Origin of the sequence: Paludisphaera mucosa, assembly GCF_029589435.1 — a bacterium.
GTDB lineage: Bacteria > Planctomycetota > Planctomycetia > Isosphaerales > Isosphaeraceae > Paludisphaera > Paludisphaera mucosa.
Window position 1 is genome coordinate 1,199,072 of sequence record NZ_JARRAG010000001.1, and the last position, 17,348, is coordinate 1,216,419.

Consider the following 17,348-nt stretch of genomic DNA (forward strand, 5'->3'; position numbering starts at 1 on the left):
CGATCCAGCAGAGAGGGGGGCTTCGGCCCCCCTCTTTCGCGTCTCGATTCGGCCCTGGGCGCGCCCAATCTCGTCGAGCGTCGCGTGGACCCCAGCGTGCTTGCGCAACCAGACGGCGGCCGCCGAATCATCCGCGCGAAGAGCATCCTTTCGATCGAGATCGCACCCGAGGAGGCAGCTCACTCCTCGTAGAACTGGCCGAGGCAGGAGTCGACCGCGTCGGGAGCCATCGATCGCACCTCGTCCTCCTCGACGAGCTTGCCGTTCGCGGAGGCCGCGAAGGTCGCGGCGGTCCGCTCATCCTTCTCGGCCTGCTGCTTGGCCTTCACCTTGGCGGCGTTCGGGGCCTCGTTCCACAGCTTGTCGGCGACCACCACGAACGCCGGCACGAGGATCGGCCGCACCAGGAAGGTGTCGAGCAGCACGCCCAGGCCCAGCGAGAAGCCAAGCTCGCGGAGCGACGTCAGGCTCCCCGTCAGCATCGAGCCGAACGTGCCCGCCATGATCAGGCCGCACGAGCTGATGATGCCGCCCGTATGCGCGACCGCCCGGCGCGTCCCTTCGACGGCCCCGTGCTTCGCTTCCTCCTCGATCACGCGCGCCATCAGCAGGATGTTGTAGTCCTCGCCGACCGCCACCAGGATCACGAAGAGGAAGAAGCCCACGGTCCAGTCGAGGCCGCCCCAGGGTTCGGTGCCGTGGTGCATGCCCTTGAAGACCAGCTCGGTGATCCCCAGGGAGGCCAGGTAGCCCAAAACGACGGTCAGGATGAGGTAGAGGCACGTCCCCGGCCGCCGCAGCAGGGCGACCAGGATGATGTAGACCCCGAAGGTCACGAGGAAATACATTCGCCGCTCGTCGCCCGTCGTCACCCTCATCAGGTCGTTCACGGCGGACGTCGAGCCGGCGAGGCCGACGGCCGATGCGCCCTGGATCGGGCCTCCGGGCTTGCTCGCGGCGTCCAGGGTGTCGCCGACCCGGGAGAGGCTCGTGAGGCTCGCCCGCGAGAACGGATCCGTCTCGAAGACGATGTCGAACCGGGTGATGTGGTTCGGGGCGTTTCGATCTTGTGGCTTGATGCTGACGTATCGGCCGTCGGCCGCCGCACGCAGGGCCCGGTCGGCCATCTTCTGCAGGAAGTTCATCTCCGAATCGAGCATCGGAGTTTTGCCGGTCGGCTGCGAAAGCGAGCGGACCTCGGCCACGCCTGGGACCGCCAGCAGGCGACGGGTGACCTCGGTGACCTTCTCGCGGCCTTCGGGAGTCCGGAAATCGACCTTGGGATTCTCGACGACCGCGATCGTCGGGCTCAACTCGCCGACCGCGAAGTAACGGCGGATCACCGAGGCCCCGACGACGCTCGGCCGGTCGGGCGAGAGGTCGGCGAGCTGGCTGTAGTTCGACGTCGTCCTCGCCCCGATCACGGCCAGGGGCAAGAGCGCGGCCAGGCTTAAGGTCAGGATCCAGACCGGATGGCGGACGACCAGGCTTGAGACCCCGACCCAGAAGCCGGTCATCGGCATCTCTTGAAGGCTCTCGGCCTCGCGATCCGCGCCGGGAGTGTGGTGGGGCGGCCGGAAGGGCCAAAAAATCACGCCGCCGAGCCATCTGAGCAGCATCGGAGCCAGCGTCAGGGCCGCCAGCAGGGCGATGGACAGGCTCATCGCGATCGCGGGTCCGGTATAGCGGATCTTTGCGAAGCTGGAGAAATAGAGCATTCCCAGGCCGACGATGACCGTCCCCGCGCTCGCGACGAGCGCGCCGCCCACCTGCTCGATCGCCTCGCGGAGTGCGTCCTCGCGCGTCCGCCCCCGCGCCAGCTCCTCGCGGTAGCGGGCGATCAGGAAGAGACAGTAATCGGTCCCGGCCCCGAACAGCACCACGACGACGAAGACCCGGGTGATGTTGATGACCTGGAACGACAGGAACGGGATCGCCGTCAGCGCCGCGATCGCCTTCATCGAGACGACGACCGAGAACGCGATCGTCACCAGGGGGACCATCGCCAGCAGCGGCGATCGGTAGACGATCAGCAGGATGGCGATCACCAGGACGATGGTCGCCGTGGTCGTGTTCTCGATGCTCTCGTTCGCGGCGGTGTTCATGTCGTGGCCGACGAGCGCCGAGCCGGAGACCGATCGGGTGAGGCCCTCGGGGAGGGGGGGCTGCTCGTGCAGGTAGTCGAGGATCTTGTCGACGGCGATCCGGGTCTTGCGCGAGAGGTAGGTGCCGTTGAGCGCGGCGATCGAGAGCACGGCCTGGCCGGGGCCGTCGTGGGCCTTGCCGATCAATCGCGGGCCGATGACCGGCGATCGATGCGTGTCGATCTTCTTGACGCCGAGGGTGGGGTCGGCCTCGCTCCATTTGTAGAACTCGGACGCTTGCTTCTCGACGTAGGCCAGGTCTTCCGGGCTCAGCGGGCCCGCGGGCCTCTCGAAGATGAAGACCACCTGCGAACTGGAGGCGTCCCTGGGGAAGCCGCGCTCGAGCAGCTCCTGCCCGACGACGCTGGGGTAGTCGCGCGGGAAGAACCGGACGTCGTCGTCCTTGGTCACGTCCTCCCAACGCGGTGCGTAAAGAAACAGCAGGGCTGTCGCTGAAATCCAGAGCAGGAGGACGACCCAGGATCGACGCTGCACGAGACCCGCGAGAAAACGAAACATGTTCGGTACGGTTTCCCGTAGAGGAGCAGACGACTCCCACCCTGAAGGCGTCGAGCGGGAAGCCGGTCTCTTGATCCCAAGTCGTCCAGCGGCAAGCTTTTTGGTTGACCGGGCCGAGTCTAGTCGATCGTCGGCCCCCTGTCAAAGCGAAACGACCTCGCCGACTGGGGCCGTGATCGCCGGGACGGGGGGGTGGTAGGCGGTGTGGATTCGGACGGTTGGTTGGCCTGAAACTTGCCCTGAAGCGTATTATGTTTTAGAAGCATCTCAGGGGGCCGACGATTCGGCCTCAGAACGGGCCTCAGAGGAAACCTGCCTTGTCGCCTTCATCGCTCCGCGAACTCGCCACCTTCTGGACGGGCCGCCTGGCCCACTACAACGCGCATCGCAACGACGAGCATCTGAACGCGCTTTACGAAGAGACGCTGCGTTACGTCGGCCTGCACCTGGAGAACGACCTCAGTCGTTCCGACTACTGGACGCGAGTCCCGCTCCACCGCCGCCTGGGGGTGCTCCTCTACCTGGTCGATCAGGGCGTCGTCGAAATGTCGACGCGGCACGGCCGCCATCAGTTCATCGCCCTCCCCCAGGCCGAGGAATGGGTCGCGCAGCATTCCGCACTCCGCCCTTTCGCCAAGGCCACCCTTGAACTCGTAACGGCCCTCCGGCACCACGCCGCCCGCGTGGCTCGCTCTCGCAAGGCCTGAGGCGCCCGCAGCCCGACGGTCGCACCTTAGCGGCCGTCGTGTGCTGAACGACGATGTCGGATGGCCTCGGGCACCTGCTCGACCATCCGCTGATACTCACGGCGGCCCTGCAGCCTCGCCAGGTCGACCGGATCCCGGGTCCACCAGGATCGCCAACGCAAGACTGCGGTCCGCCACTTCAGTTCCCAGGGGACGCGTAGCCGACCGTCCCCGGCGAGCACTAGACCCGTCACGCGGGGCCGTTCGCGGGCCTCGCCCACCTGCCAGCCCTTTCGCGGCTGAACCTCGTATCCCGAATCCCCGAGGGCATCCTCGACGGATCGCCGGAAGCCGCTCGGCATCCGGTCGTGGGGCCAGGAGAAGGTCAGGTCGTCGCCGTAACGGGTGTAAATCCCGCGTGAACGACGAACCAGTCTCAGCAGTCGGTCGTCGAGTTGGACGTTGACCAGGTTGCTCAGGCAGGGGCTGGTCGGCGCGCCCTGCGGCAATCCCTCGCGCGAGGTGCATAGCCGCATCAGAACCTGCAACGCCTCGCCACGCCAACCGTGCGCGCGAAAGCATCCTCTCACCCGAGCCGACTGCGTCGTCTCGAAAAAGTCTCGCAGGTCCACCGTCGCGATCAGGGCGCTCCTCGCATGGGGAATCGCATTGAGGACGGTGGTCGCCCCGGGATAGAATGCGGTCGCGGCGGGATGGATCGGCAGGCTGACCAGGTACCCGTCCAGCAGCCTGCGTTGCAGCCGCTTCAGCGAGGGCGAGGGTGCCAGGAGTCGACGTTCGCGGCCGTCGGGCTTGGAGATGGTGAACGGTCGATAATGGTATCGAGGGCCCAGCCGTACCCCCCGCAACTCCTCATCATCGATGTCGAGAATCGCAGCCAGCCTTGCGGTCTGGTCGGAGGGCCCAGCGTCCCTCGCGATCATGCGACGAAGACCCTCAGGGACGAGGCGGCTCAGCGGGAGACGCGCGCTCATGAGGATCCCGCCCGCGGCGAGGAGTCGGACGCGCGGGAAAGCAACGAGTCCAGGCCGGGGATGATGAGCACGTTGCCGGATTTGGACGCCAGCTGCGACAGGGTTTCCAGCTCCTGGAGCTTCAGCAGCAAGGGGTTATCCTGGATCATCCTCGCCGTATTGACGCGGGCCCGCGCCGCGGCGACCTCATGGCGGGCGGACGTGAGGTTGGCGCGGCCCTTCAGGTCGGCTTCCACTTCCTGAAGGAACACGGCGCGGACCGAGCCGGGGAGGACCATGTCCTTGACGCCGACCCGTGTGAGCTCGACCCCGAAGGCGTTCGCTCGCGGTGCGACGCTGATCTGCAGGTCGCGCGAGAGGGCGTCGCGCTCTTTCAGCAGCTCCTCGAGGGTGCGGCCGACGATCGCCTCGCGGAGGGTCAGTTGCAGATCCTGGTAAAGCTGCGTCTGGAAGTCGCCGACGCGATGGCGAGCGGCGATCGGGTCCGAGACCCTGTACTGGGCGATCAGGGTGACGCGGACGCCGATCTTGTCCGCCGTGAGGATCTCTTGGGCCTCGACCGTCTGGCTGACTTCGCGTAAGTCCATGCGATCGACTTGGCGGTCCTGCCAGCTCCAGAAGCGGTAACGTCCGGGGGGCAGTAGCTCGAGGAATCGGCCGTGATGATAGAGCAACCCCCGTTCGAATTCGCGGACGATCACCGTGCGACGGAACACGACCGGCTCCTCTCGGGGGCGCAATGAGACTGCGAGCGATACGCGAACGGACGATCCGATGATGGCGAGTCGGAGGGCTGGTGCCGGACGAATCGGCGAACGCGGGCCGATCATTGATGCCGGCACGCCGGGAGCCGATGGCTCGGGGCGAGTTCCGACAGGTATCCTGACCGACGCAAGACGATCGCGGACCGCGGTTTCCCGCGGCCGGCGGCGAGACCTCCGGCCTTGCGGCCGCAGGACTCGCGTTTCACCCCCCGACGTTAGCCGTGCGACGCCATGCGATGCACGGCTAAAACGTATCCCCCAACTGCGGAACGCTCGATCCTAAAGGGGAGCGCCGCGAGACTTGAGGCGGCCTGATTGTACTGGCCTGATTTCGAGCCCACCAGAGGCGGCCGGCGGGCCTCGACGACCATCGGAAGGCCGCCGTCCGGCGGCCTGGTCCGCGGCGATTCAGCCGACGCCGGCGAGGGTTCCGCAGGCGGCCTGGATGTCCTTGCCCCCCGAGTAACGCCGGACGATCGGCTGGCCGACATGTCGGGTCAGGGCGTCGCGGAAGGCTTGCAGCTCCGCCGTCGTCGGCGGGGCGTACCGGCCCGAGGGGTCGGTGACTTCGATCAGGTCGACGCGGACGGGGGTGTCGCCGATCAGCACGCCCAGGGCCTGTGCGTCGTCCTCGCCGACGTTCACCCCGGCGATGCAGACATAGGCCAGGGTCACGCGGCAGCGGCGGGCCAGGGCGAAACGTCGGGCCGCGGCGACGACCTCGGCGACGGGCCAGCGCGACGCGACCGGCACCAACTCGCGACGCTTGGCGTCGGTCGCCGCGCCGAGGCTGATCGCCAGTCGATAGCGATGCCCTTCGCGGGTGTAGCGGTCGATCTCCGGGACGAGGCCCACGGTGCTGATCGTGATCGCCTTCGCCCCGATCGAGCCGGCCGACGAGCAACGCAGCAGGTCGGCCGCCGTCAGGACGTGGTCGTAGTTGAGGAACGGCTCGCCCATGCCCATGAACACGGCGCCCGTCACCCGCCGCCCCTGGCCGCGGACGATCTCGCGTGCCTGGAGGAACTGGTCGATGATTTCCCAGGCCTGCAGGTTGCGTCGCGAGGTCATCCGGGCCGTCGCGCAGAACGTGCAGCCCATCGCGCAGCCGACCTGAGACGAGAGACAGAGGCTGACCGCCCCCGGCTTGTGGAGCGGGATCAGGACCGTCTCGAGCGCCAGCCCTTCACTCGTCCGGAACCTCAGCTTCTGGAATCCGTCGCCCGGCGAGACGACCGAGGCGTCGAGCGTGAGCCTCGGCAAGGGGAGGGGAGAGACGGCCTCCGCGAGCCGCCTTGGGATCTGGGATTCCGCCATCCAGCGCGACGGGTCGAGCACCCCGCGCTGGAAGACGGTGGACAACAGCTTTCGCGCGACCCCGGCGTCGCAGCCCCGGCCCGCCGCCCACGTCTCCAGCTCGCCCGGCCGGACGTTCCTCGGATCCATCGTCGCGTCGTCTCCCCGCCTGATTCGTTCCCACGGTCGACCCGAGAGTGGTCCTAGGGCTCTCAGCATAGCGAAGCGACACCCGCCGAAGAATTCCAGACGGCGCGGCGATTCGTGCTGCGGCCCGTTCGAGACCAGGCGGTATGGTGCATTATTATCAAGTGGATTTCGCGCGTCGGTCGATCGAGATCACCCTTAAGTCAAGGAGACTCCTCGGTTTCGAGTCCTTCGAAAACACCATCGAAGCCAATCCGACGAGGTTTTTCCGCCGGACATCGGCTAGACTCGAGGTGGCCATAAATTCCATCAAGTTTGTGGTTTACGTCGAACTGAGATCCTTGTTTGACGCGAGTATCGTGGCCTGGCCGAGGGGATGGACGAACCCGAGCGGACCCGAATCGAAGCCATTCCGAAGCCATTCCGAAGCCAGACCGAAGCCGAACGGGAGAGTCGCCGACAGGCGCACAATATCCGAGCCTCCTCGACGAACGCCGTAAGGGCGAAGTGGGTCGATGCGCTCGCATTTATGGGGGATTCGGTCGCTCTCGAGCCGTCGCAAGAAACTTCGAATCCTTGAACAAACCATCGGGACGGACCCGTCGTAGGAAACGGAGATTCGCGTGCAATCAGGCCGGCGGGTCCGGGACGCCTCGTCCAAGTGACTGCCGGATCAAGGTTTGAGGACGGCCGACGGGCTCGCTCGGCGGTCGTCCGGCATGGCGCTCGACGGGGGCCGCCGGCTTCCGCAAGGGCGGATCACCGCGGTCCCTCCAGGGACTACAACAGGAGCAGGTTGATGATGAAGAGTACCCCAGTCGCCTGGGCGGCCCTCGTGGTCTCGTCGGCCGCGTTGGTCAGCTCGACGGGCGTGTTGCGTCCGATGCCCGCGGCCCCCAAGGTGTCTCCCGAGAGTCAGAAGGTGGCCGAGGCACTTTCGCAGGCCTACGAATCCGTGGCCGAATTCGTGAAGCCTTCGGCGGTCCAGATCAGCGTCAAGAAGAAGGCCACCGGGCCGAACCTACGGAACTTCCAGTTCCCGATGCCGGGCAATCCCAACGGTCCGGGCGGGAACGGCCGCAATCCCCAATCGCCCCGCGACATGAAGGATTTCGAGGAGATGCTCAAGCGGTTCTTCGGCCCCGAGGGGATGCCCGAGAAGAACCAGTTCGGCGGCCCCGGCACGGGCGTCGGGTCGGGCTTCGTTTATGACGACAAGGGCCACATCCTGACGAACAACCACGTCGTCGAGGGGGCCGAGAAGATCACCGTGGCCTTCTACGACGGCATCGAGCTGCCCGCGACGGTCGTCGGCCGCGACGAGAAGTCCGACGTGGCGGTCATCAAGGTCGACACGACCAATTACCCCGCGCTGCCCAAGGGCGACAGCCACAAGCTCAAGGTCGGCGACCTGGTCATGGCCGTGGGCTCGCCGTTCGAGCTGAGCCAGAGCGTGACCACCGGCATCATCTCCGCGACCGAGCGGAACAACGTCCGGATCAACGAGTACGAGTCGTTCCTGCAGACCGACGCCGCGATCAACCCGGGCAACTCGGGCGGGCCGCTGGTCAACATGGCGGGCGAGGTCGTGGGCGTCAACTCGGCGATCGTCACCGGCAGCCGCGGCAACGACGGCATCGGCTTCGCGATCCCCATCGACATGGCGGAGAACGTCGCCGACCAGCTCATCAAGGACGGCAAGGTCAGCCGCTCGCGGATCGGCATCAAGCTCGACCCGCTCACGCCGGTCCTCGCCAAGCAGCTCGGCTTGGACGCCGCCGCCAAGGGGATCCTCGTGGGCGAAGTCGTCCCCGGCGGGCCCGCCGAGAAGGCCGGCCTCAAGCAGGGCGACGTGATCGTCGGCTTCGCCGGCGAGAAGGTCGACGGCATCCCCTCGTTCCGCCTGAAGGTGGCCGCCAGCCCCTCCGGCAAGGATTTCGCGGTCGAATACTACCGCGACGGCGAGCGTAAGACGGCGAACATCGTCCCGGCCCCGGCCGAGAACGTGGTCTTCGACGTCGAACGCGACCAGAACAAGGGCGATGAGGGCTCCGCGACCAAGGAACCTGCGAAGACCTCCGTCAGCGACTTCGGGCTGGAAGTCCAGCCGCTGACCGCCGAGCTGGCCGAGTCTTTGGGCCTGCCCAAGGACGTCAAGGGCCTGCTCGTCGCCGAGGTGAAGGAGAACAGCCCCGCCGACGCCGAGGGGATCAAGGAAGGCGACGTCATCACCAAGATCCTCCGCGACAAGAGCGTTCAGCCTGTGGGCGACGTGAAGTCGTTCCAGGAGCTGGCCGCCAAGAGCGAGGTCCTTTCGTTCTACGTCCAGTCCAACAAGGCCGGCAGCCGCTTCGTGTCGCTGGCCAAGGCTACTCCGGTGAAGTGAGACGATCGTCCTCGATCGACCGTCTTGAAGCGAGAAAGGGCGTCCCGGTGCGAACCGGGACGCCCTTTCTTCGATCTATGAGAATCCAGAATGACCTGGTGCCGCGGGGTCAATCGAGGAGGTTTGCGACGAAGTCGACGGGTCGACCTGGTGGTAGAACGAGTTATCGACTTGCCGCTCCACGGGAATCACACAATCCGAGACCTTGGCCCCGATTCAAGACGGATGCGCCGATCGGCCGAAATTTGCCGGCCGGGCGGGTGCTCGGACGATCGGCGTCAGTCCGTGGAAAGGAACTGCCAGGATCGGCCGATCTGCGGTATGGTATTAAGAGGAACCTGGGCCGAGGAACGTCCGCGAGGCGACGCCCCGGCCATCGTCGAATTTCTTCGAGGAGAGCCCGCCGGCGGGTCCGGTGGACGGCGGGCGCTCGCCATGATTCCTACCGCGGGCCGAGGACGAAGGTCGCGATGATCGATCCGAAAACCAATCCCGGATCCGAAGAGCACGAGTCGACCGAGCACTATGACATCGAAGTCGCGCCCCGGGTGCGCAACCTCCCGCCGTACCTGTTCGGCAAGATCAACGAGTTGAAGTATCGGAAGCGGACCGCCGGGATCGACGTCATCGATCTGGGCATGGGGAACCCCACCGATCCGCCCGAGGAGTGGGTGATCGACAAGCTGTGCGAGGCCGCCCGCGACTCGCGGAACCATCGCTACAGCGTGGCCACCGGCATCTACAACCTGCGCCGAGAGGTGGCCGCCAAGTATGAGAACCGCTTCGGGGTGAAGCTCGACCCCGACCAGGAGGTCGTCGCCACGATCGGCTCGAAGGAAGGGTTCAGCCACATGTGCCTGGCCCTCCTCGGCCCCGGCGACACGGCGCTGGTGCCCGCCCCGAGCTTTCCGATCCATATCCACGCCATCGCGCTGGCCTCGGCCAACGTCATCTCGCTCGACGTGCGCGACGAGCAGGCGTTCCTGACGAACATCGCGAGGGTCTGCGAGAGCCTGCACCCCCGACCCAAGATCCTCGTGCTCAACTACCCGCACAACCCGACGGCCTCGGTGGTCGAGCCGGCCTTCTTCGAGGAGATCGTCGGCCTGGCCAAGAAGTACCGCTTCTTCGTCATCCACGACTTCGCCTACGGGGACATCGGCTTCGACGGCTACCAGCCGCCGAGCTTCCTTTCGGTGAAGGACGCCATCAAGGTCGGCTGCGAATTCACGACGATGTCGAAGGGCTACAACATGGCCGGCTGGCGGGTGGGCTTCGCGGCCGGCAACCGCGACATGCTCGGCGCACTCAAGGCGATCAAAGGCTACTACGATTACGGCATCTTCCAGGCCGTGCAGGTGGCCGCGATCGTCGCGCTGAGGCATGGCGAGGAAGGCCGCATGGCCCAGGTGGCCGAGTATCAGGAGCGTCGGGACGTGATGGTCCGCGGCCTCCGTCGCCAGGGCTGGGAGGTCCAGCCGCCCAAGGCCGGCATGTTCGTCTGGGCCAACATGCCCGAGCCCTGGCGCAGCCAAATGGGCTCGATCGACTTCGCCATGAAGCTGCTCGAAGAGGCGAACGTCGCCGTCAGCCCGGGCCGGGGCTTCGGCGAGGCCGGCGAAGGCTCGCTGCGGATGGCCCTGGTCGAGAACGCCCAGCGCCTCCGTCAGGCCGTACGCCAGATCGGCCGCTGCCTGCGCCTCGAACAGGCCGTGAACTGAGCGACCCGAAACGCCCGACGCCTCGACCCCGGGCCGCCGGAGGGCCCGGGTCGCGGCGTCTCGCTTTTGAAGCCGACGCCGTCAGGACGCGCTCACACGTCGCGGTTGCGACCCTGAGGGGCGGGCGGAGCGTTGTCGTGCTGGGCCTGCGGGTTCGGCCCCGGGCCCGCCTTCGGCGGCGGGGCCAGCAACTCCATGCGGCCGAAGATCATCCGGCCGGCGCTGGTCTGGAGGACGCTCGTGACGATCAGCTTGACCATCTCGCCCAAATGATGCGCGCCTTGCTCGGCGACGACCATCGTGCCGTCGTCCAGGTAGCCGACGCCTTGTCCCGCCTCTTCGCCGCGCTTGATCAACTTGACCGTGAGGTTCTCGCCCGGCAGGACGATGGGCTTCATCGCGTTCGCCAGGTCGTTGAGGTTGATCACGTCGACGCCCTGGAGTCGGGCGATCTTGTTGAGGTTGTAGTCGTTGGTGACGACCTTGCCGCCGAGATGCTTGGCCAGGATCACGAGCCGCTGGTCGACCTCGCGGATGCCTGCCAGCTCGGGGATCTCGGCGTCGTCGATGCGAATCTCGATGCCCGGCGACTTCTGGAGGCGGTTCAGGATGTCCAGCCCTCGCCGACCGCGATTGCGCCTCAGCTTGTCGGAGCTGTCGGCGATGCCCTGAAGCTCCTGAAGGACGAACCGCGGGACGACCATGGGCTGGTCGATCACCTTGGTCTCGGCGACGTCGGCGATCCGACCGTCGATCACGACCGAGGTGTCCAGTACCAGGGGACGGGCCCCTTTGACCTCCTTGGAGAACTCGACGTAGGGGATGACGAAGCGGAAGTCGTCCTTGGTCTGAAGCAAGGTCGAGATGCAGATGTACGTGATGAAGATCGTCAAGACGCTGGCGATCGCCGAGTGGATCATGGGATTGATGTAGAGCTGCACCGCGGGCTGGACCGCGTCATTGATCAGGTTGCTGAGAAAGATGCCGACGATCACCCCGAAATACACGGCCGAGATCGTCTGGATCCGCTTCCTCGGGGTCAGGAGGTCGCCCATCACGAACGCGATGGCCGCCAGCATCAGGCCGATGAAGAAGACGTAGGGCTTGCCGATCTCGTTCTCGCCCACGATCCGAGCGAGGCGCACGCCCAGGCCCGCGACCACCAGGATGAACGTCAGTCGAATCAGGACGAGCAGCATGGGATGAAAACCTCGCGATGAACGAGCCGCCAGGATGAATCGGACATCGAACCAAGATAAGTATGATGCAATAAAAAGCTGGACGAAATCGTTCGTTCAGAGCCCGACGCCGGCTCGCCGGTCCAGTTCGATCTCGGATCTCAGGCGATCGTGGAAACTCCCGAGGCTCTCGGTGATCACCTTGGTCTCGGCCAGGACGGGCATGAAATTGACGTCGCCGTCCCAACGAGGCACGACGTGCCAGTGGAGGTGGCCGGGGAGGCCCGCGCCGGCCGCCTTGCCCTGGTTCAAACCCACATTGTAACCCTGGGGCCTCATCATGCGATCGAGGATCGAGATCATCCAGCGGATCGTCTCGATCGGCTCGACGAGTTCCGACCCGTTGAGTTCCTGCAAGGTCCCCTTGTGATTCGTGGGAGCGATCAGGAGGTGGCCGTTGTTATAAGGATAGCGATTCAGGACCACGACCGTCTCGCGACCGCGCCATGCGATCAAATTTTCGGCGTCGCGATCCTCGGCCAGGCCGGTGCAAAGGAAGCAGGCGGAGTCCGTCCGGGCGTCTCGGACGGCCCCGGACACATATTGCGCACGCCACGGCGCCCAGATGCGGTCGAGCAACGTCGAGGAACTCCGTCCGATCGTCCTCCCGCCTCGCTGGAGGCGGAGCCCGACGTTCGGTTTCGGCGGGAAGAATGATCAGGCGCGAGAGGACGGTTCGCACTCGTATGACGTCCGGCGTGTTGGCTCGCGCGATCCAACTGGATCATACCAGGCTAAGGGAGCGCCTGTCTCGCGCGACCCGAGAAAACGACGCTTCCTCGGAGGCTGGCCGAGGGGGCTGGGGGCGAACGACCGTCTCGCCGTCAGAGCAGGCCGCGCTCCCAAAAAGGCGAGCAGTGCGCCCAGACCTGGCCGACGATATGTTCGCGCGGGACCATGATCAGGGCCGCTCGAGTCTCGTCCGAGCGGGCGCCGCCGCTCCCCGGGTCGATCAGGACGTGGCCGCTGGGGACCCGGAACTTCCAGCGCTTGGGGTATCCCGCCGAGGCGTGCCCCGGGTCGAGCACCACCTCCTCACCATTGACCAGCCAGCGACGGCCGGTCCACTCGACCTCCTGGCCGCCGACGGCCACGACCTTCGCGGCGCTCTGAAGGCCGGTGGTCGAGCCGTCGAGCCAGACCCACTGGCCCGGCGATGGCAGGTGGTCCTTGTAGGCGAGTCGATTCACCAGGTACGACCCCCCGCCCGGGTCGGGTCCGTAACTCGGCCATGCGAGAAGCGTCAGGAGCCCGAAGATCGGGGCGTGCAGGGCCAGGCTCAGCCCGCCCCCCATGACGGCCAGGACGGGCGTGGGCGTCAATCCGGAGAACGGATTCTGGCGCACGCCCTCGACCCAGCTCAAGGCCTGGATGAAGACCAGGCCGACGAGGAAGAGCCAGGTCGTCGGATTCCCCCAGAGCAGCAACGCCGAGGCCGCCGAGATCAGATACAGGCCCGCGAGGATCAGCCCGCGCGTCCTTCGTCCTTGGGACCATTGGGCGAAGCCCGGGACCAGGAACGTCAGCCGGGGCACGTTCGTGGAGAACGCATGGGCCGACGCGGGACGTCGGCCGGCTTTCGGTGGTTCGGCGGGTGGAAACGTCATGCAAGTCGCCTGGGCCTACGCACGGGAGGGAGAGTCGGGCGGTCCTTGCGGCAGGTTCGACGGGTCGATGAGATCGCCTGGCTAAGGGAGCGGGCGTCCTCGGGATCATCCTGATCCTCCCGCAAGGGAGCATACAGGTAAAGAGTACACGATCAATGCCGAATCTCTCTTCCCAATTTTCGCGCCGGAACGCGAAATAATTGGAGCGGGCGGCCGCCGGGGCCTGGTGCACGGCATGCCCGCCTGCGTCGACGTTCCGACGGGGCCTTTCCAACTCCAAGGCCGGACGGTTATAATCAGTTGCGGCGATAAGGATGAGCCTTGACGCGTTCGGGACGACTGTTACGATGGTTCGTCCTGAACATCTGCGAGCCTCCCCGGATCGATCCCGATCCCGCATCAAGACGCCGCCGGCCTACCGTGCTTGATGCGCACCGCTTCCCTCGGCTGGCCGTCCATTCGTTCTTGGAACGACGAACCGGGCGGCACCCGTCTCGATGAGTTCGGCGTGTGGTTTCTGGTCGCGGGAAGGGCGTTCCACCCCTCCGGCGCCCGTAGAGACGTAATCGGACCATGGAAAACCTGAAAAGCCTTCGGAACATCGGCATCTCGGCCCACATCGATTCGGGCAAGACCACACTCACCGAGCGGATGCTGTATTACACCGGCCGGACCCACGTGATCAAGGAGGTCAAGGGTGAGGGCGCGGTGATGGACCACATGGAGCTGGAGAAGGAGCGGGGGATCACCATCACCTCCGCCGCCACCACGGTCCGGTGGCACGACAGCGAGATCAACATCATCGACACACCCGGCCACGTCGACTTCACGGTCGAGGTCGAGCGGTCGCTCCGCGTGCTCGACGGCGCGGTGCTCGTCCTGTGCGCGGTCGCCGGCGTGCAGTCGCAGTCGATCACCGTCGACCGCCAGATGAAGCGGTACAACGTCCCCCGGATTGCGTTCATCAACAAGATGGACCGCACCGGCGCCAACCCGGTCAACGTCATCAGCCAGCTGGAGTCCAAGCTCGGCCTGACGACCCTGCCGCTGCAGATCCCGATCGGCTCGGAGTCGAACTTCCAGGGCATGATCGACCTGATCGAGCGCCGGGCGATCTACTTCGACGGCGAGAAGGGCGAGGACGTCCGCTACGGCGAGATCCCGGCCGACCAGATCGAAGAGGCGGCCCGCGCCCGCCAGGGGATGCTGGAAGCCCTCTCGATGGTCTCCGACGAGGTCATGGAGCTGCTCCTCGAAGAACAAGAGGTCCCGCTCGAGTTGATCCACAAGACGATCCGCGAAGGCACCATCGCCTCGCAGATCTGCCCGGTGATGATCGGCACGGCCTATCGCAACAAGGGCATCCAGCCCCTGCTCGACGCGGTCTGCCGCTACCTGCCCAGCCCGCTCGACCGCGAGGTCTTCGCCAAGGACAACAACAACGGCATGGCCGAGGTGCCGCTCTCGACCGACCCCGACGCCCCGCTGGTCGCCATGGCGTTCAAGCTCGTCGAGGAGACGTTCGGCCAGGTCACCTACATGCGGGTCTACCAGGGGACGCTCCAGAAGGGGACGTTCTACTACAACTCGCGTCAGAAGAAGCGGGCCCGGATCAGCCGCATCCTGCGGGTCCACGCCGACCAGAAGGAAGACATCGACTCGGCGCAGGCCGGCGACATCGTGGCCGTCATGGGCATCGAGTGCGCCACCGGCGACACCTACTGCTCCGAAGGCGTGAACTACTCGCTGGAGAGCATCTTCGCCGCCGAGCCGGTCATCGACCTGTCGATCAACCCCAACAAGCGGGCCGACTACGACAAGCTGTCGAAGGCGCTGAACCGCTTCATGCGGGAAGATCCGACCTTCCGCGTGCACGTCGACGCGGAGACGAGCGAGACCATCATCTCGGGGATGGGCGAGCTCCACCTGGAGATCTACGTCGAGCGGATCCGCCGCGAGTACAAGGTCGACTGCACCGTCGGCGCCCCCAAGGTGAGCTACCGCGAGGCGCCGACCCGCGAGACGCCGTTCAACTACAAGCACAAGAAGCAGACCGGCGGCTCGGGCCAGTACGCCCACGTCGTCGGCAAGCTCGTGCCGATCGAGCCCCAGTCCGCCGAGCCCTTCGTCTTCGAGAACAAGGTCACCGGCGGCCGCATCCCCAACGAGTACATCCCGTCGGTCGAGAAGGGCTTCCGCGAGTCCATGCACAAGGGCCCGGTCGCGGGCTACGAGGTCATGGGCGTGCAGATGGTCCTCGAAGACGGCTCGTACCACGACGTCGACTCGTCGACGATGGCCTTCGAAATCTGCGCCCGCGACTGCTTCCGCGAGACCTTCCGCAAGGCCGACCCGGTCCTGCTGGAGCCGATCATGCTGGTCGAGGTCGAGGTGCCGACCGAGTTCCAGGGCCCCGTCACGGGTGCGATCTCGTCCAAGCGAGGCGTGATCCTGGGCACCGAGAGCCGGTCGGGCTACACCGTCATCTCGGCCGAGGTCCCGCTCAGCGAGATGTTCGGCTACTCGAACGACCTCCGGAGCATGACCCAGGGCAAGGGGGGCTTCAGCATGGAGTTCCTCAAGTACCAGAAGCTGCCTTCGCGCTTCCAGGAAGAGATCGTCAAGCGGGTCCAGGCCGAGGCCAAGGCCACCGCGAAAGCCTGACCGACCTCGCCCCCTCCCGAACCTGATCGACGACGTTGCGAAAGGCCGCCGGCCCCCCCGGCGGCCTTTTCGCGCGCCTGAGTTCGTTCCCCGGCCGCATGGAGCACGGGACGACTCATGCACAAATCTTAAGTAGGCCAAATTTCGATAATTGACGTGGGCGTTGGACTTTGTCATAACGACGCGACACCCGTCTTCCCACGTCCGTCCTGGACGTCCTCGGAGGGAGTCTCGCCCATGCAGCCCCACGTCACCGCCTTGAATCTCGATTCGGCGTCCTCGGTCCCGCTCGATGCCCCGCGAGGTCGCCCGCGAGCGGTCGTCGCCGCGACCTTCGTCCTGCTCCTCGGCGTCCCGATGGCGCTGCTGGGCCGCTTCCTCTGGCACGAGTGGAATTCGTTGCTGGTTGAAGAAGAGTCGGCGGCCGCCTCCGCCGTCATCGGCTATCCCAACATCTATCCCGCCATCTCCCGGGCCGCCCGCCCCGCGGACTGGCGACGCGTCGAGGGTCGTGACCTTCTCGTGTGGTCCGGCTGGAAGGATGGAGAGGGCCACCGCTGGTTCAAGCTCCTCAGCGAGGATTGCGACCCGCAATTGCTCGGCGACCCGGTCGGCCGTGACGTCGCCCGGGCCATCGATTACCCCGCCGTCGAGACCAGCGGAGGACCGATCTGGGAGCGCGTCCCGTCGAACGCCCACGTCGCCGGCTTCGACGTGGGCAAGATCCCCTGCGTGTATCCCAAGATGGTCTTGGCCAAGGTCCTCGTGGTGAACGATCTCATCGACGGGACGCCGCTCCTGGTCCACCACGATCCCTTCGTGGCGGCCTCGGGATCGGCGGAGTCGGACGTCGCGGTCTACGACCCCCGGATCGACGGGCGTCGGATCACCCTGGGCTGCGGCGGCTTCAGCATCGGCCGCAAGCACGTCCTCTACGATCGCGGGACCGAGAGCCTCTGGGTCGACCAGGTGAACGGCCTCGTGGCGTTCAGCGGCAAGCTGAAGGGCAAGACGCTGCCGCTCGTCCAGCGCGTTCCGACCAAAACCTGGCGCGACTGGCAGTCCGAAAATCCCGACTCCCGGCTCCTGGTGGGCTCACTCGATCGGGCTCGGGGCATCCCCGCCGAATGAAGCTGGATGAGGCCCCAATTCGACCGCCGCGCCGGCTGCCCGACGCGGCG

General features: G+C 66.1%; 12 protein-coding genes. 5 read left to right on the top strand and 7 right to left on the bottom strand.

Features of this window, described 5'->3' with window-relative positions; all coding sequences use genetic code 11:
• Positions 1-179: 179 nt before the first annotated feature.
• Entirely contained in the window at positions 180-2,663 is a 2,484-nt protein-coding gene (locus PZE19_RS04850) for an MMPL family transporter (protein ID WP_277859444.1), read from the bottom strand.
• A gap of 317 nt (positions 2,664-2,980) precedes the next feature.
• Between PZE19_RS04850 and PZE19_RS04855 the strand changes: the two genes are divergently transcribed.
• Positions 2,981-3,370, top strand: coding sequence for a hypothetical protein (locus PZE19_RS04855; protein WP_277859445.1), 390 nt, complete (start codon positions 2,981-2,983; stop codon positions 3,368-3,370).
• A gap of 26 nt (positions 3,371-3,396) precedes the next feature.
• Here the strand turns inward: PZE19_RS04855 and PZE19_RS04860 are convergent, their stop codons facing one another.
• The 3 genes from PZE19_RS04860 to rlmN form a co-directional block, all read right to left on the bottom strand.
• A complete protein-coding gene (locus tag PZE19_RS04860; protein ID WP_277859446.1) occupies positions 3,397-4,293 on the bottom strand; it encodes a reverse transcriptase domain-containing protein in 897 nt (298 codons plus the stop codon).
• Positions 4,294-4,340: 47 nt separating this feature from the next.
• Entirely contained in the window at positions 4,341-5,060 is a 720-nt protein-coding gene (locus PZE19_RS04865; RefSeq protein WP_277859447.1) for a slipin family protein, read from the bottom strand.
• A gap of 456 nt (positions 5,061-5,516) precedes the next feature.
• Positions 5,517-6,554, bottom strand: a complete 1,038-nt coding sequence (gene rlmN, locus PZE19_RS04870; RefSeq protein ID WP_277859448.1) for a 23S rRNA (adenine(2503)-C(2))-methyltransferase RlmN — start codon at positions 6,552-6,554, stop codon at positions 5,517-5,519.
• Positions 6,555-7,350: 796 nt separating this feature from the next.
• Between rlmN and PZE19_RS04875 the strand changes: the two genes are divergently transcribed.
• Positions 7,351-8,937 carry a trypsin-like peptidase domain-containing protein gene (locus PZE19_RS04875; protein WP_277859449.1) on the top strand — a complete coding sequence of 529 codons (1,587 nt, stop codon included), beginning with the start codon at positions 7,351-7,353 and terminating at the stop codon, positions 8,935-8,937.
• Positions 8,938-9,407: 470 nt separating this feature from the next.
• A complete protein-coding gene (locus PZE19_RS04880) occupies positions 9,408-10,658 on the top strand; it encodes an aminotransferase class I/II-fold pyridoxal phosphate-dependent enzyme (RefSeq protein WP_277859450.1) in 1,251 nt (416 codons plus the stop codon).
• Between the two features lie 92 nt (positions 10,659-10,750).
• On the opposite strand, the gene PZE19_RS04885 is transcribed toward PZE19_RS04880, so the two are convergent.
• From PZE19_RS04885 to PZE19_RS04895, 3 genes are all read right to left on the bottom strand, one after another.
• Positions 10,751-11,857, bottom strand: coding sequence for a PIN/TRAM domain-containing protein (locus PZE19_RS04885; protein WP_277859451.1), 1,107 nt, complete (start codon positions 11,855-11,857; stop codon positions 10,751-10,753).
• A 96-nt stretch (positions 11,858-11,953) separates the two neighbouring features.
• Positions 11,954-12,475, bottom strand: coding sequence for an HIT family protein (locus PZE19_RS04890; RefSeq protein ID WP_277859452.1), 522 nt, complete (start codon positions 12,473-12,475; stop codon positions 11,954-11,956).
• A gap of 245 nt (positions 12,476-12,720) precedes the next feature.
• On the bottom strand, positions 12,721-13,503 hold the full coding sequence (locus PZE19_RS04895; protein ID WP_277859453.1) for a hypothetical protein: 783 nt from the start codon (positions 13,501-13,503) through the stop codon (positions 12,721-12,723).
• Positions 13,504-14,076: 573 nt separating this feature from the next.
• On the opposite strand from PZE19_RS04895, the gene fusA reads away from it, so the two are divergent.
• Both fusA and PZE19_RS04905 read left to right on the top strand, forming a co-directional pair.
• Positions 14,077-16,167 carry an elongation factor G gene (fusA, locus tag PZE19_RS04900; RefSeq protein ID WP_277859454.1) on the top strand — a complete coding sequence of 697 codons (2,091 nt, stop codon included), beginning with the start codon at positions 14,077-14,079 and terminating at the stop codon, positions 16,165-16,167.
• A gap of 237 nt (positions 16,168-16,404) precedes the next feature.
• Positions 16,405-17,298: a DUF3179 domain-containing (seleno)protein gene (locus PZE19_RS04905; RefSeq protein ID WP_277859455.1), complete on the top strand. Its 894-nt coding sequence runs from the start codon at positions 16,405-16,407 to the stop codon at positions 17,296-17,298.
• Positions 17,299-17,348: the final 50 nt, after the last annotated feature.

Bases quoted from the DNA above. Each gene is read 5' to 3' on its own strand.
- PZE19_RS04885 (WP_277859451.1), bottom strand. From the start codon at position 11,857: ATGCTGCTCGTCCTGATTCGACTGACGTTCATCCTGGTGGTCGCGGGC.
- rlmN (WP_277859448.1), bottom strand. From the start codon at position 6,554: ATGGATCCGAGGAACGTCCGGCCGGGCGAGCTGGAGACGTGGGCGGCG.
- PZE19_RS04850 (WP_277859444.1), bottom strand. From the start codon at position 2,663: ATGTTTCGTTTTCTCGCGGGTCTCGTGCAGCGTCGATCCTGGGTCGTC.
- PZE19_RS04905 (WP_277859455.1), top strand. From the start codon at position 16,405: ATGCAGCCCCACGTCACCGCCTTGAATCTCGATTCGGCGTCCTCGGTC.
- PZE19_RS04895 (WP_277859453.1), bottom strand. From the start codon at position 13,503: ATGACGTTTCCACCCGCCGAACCACCGAAAGCCGGCCGACGTCCCGCG.
- PZE19_RS04875 (WP_277859449.1), top strand. From the start codon at position 7,351: ATGATGAAGAGTACCCCAGTCGCCTGGGCGGCCCTCGTGGTCTCGTCG.
- PZE19_RS04860 (WP_277859446.1), bottom strand. From the start codon at position 4,293: ATGATCGCGAGGGACGCTGGGCCCTCCGACCAGACCGCAAGGCTGGCT.
- PZE19_RS04880 (WP_277859450.1), top strand. From the start codon at position 9,408: ATGATCGATCCGAAAACCAATCCCGGATCCGAAGAGCACGAGTCGACC.
- fusA (WP_277859454.1), top strand. From the start codon at position 14,077: ATGGAAAACCTGAAAAGCCTTCGGAACATCGGCATCTCGGCCCACATC.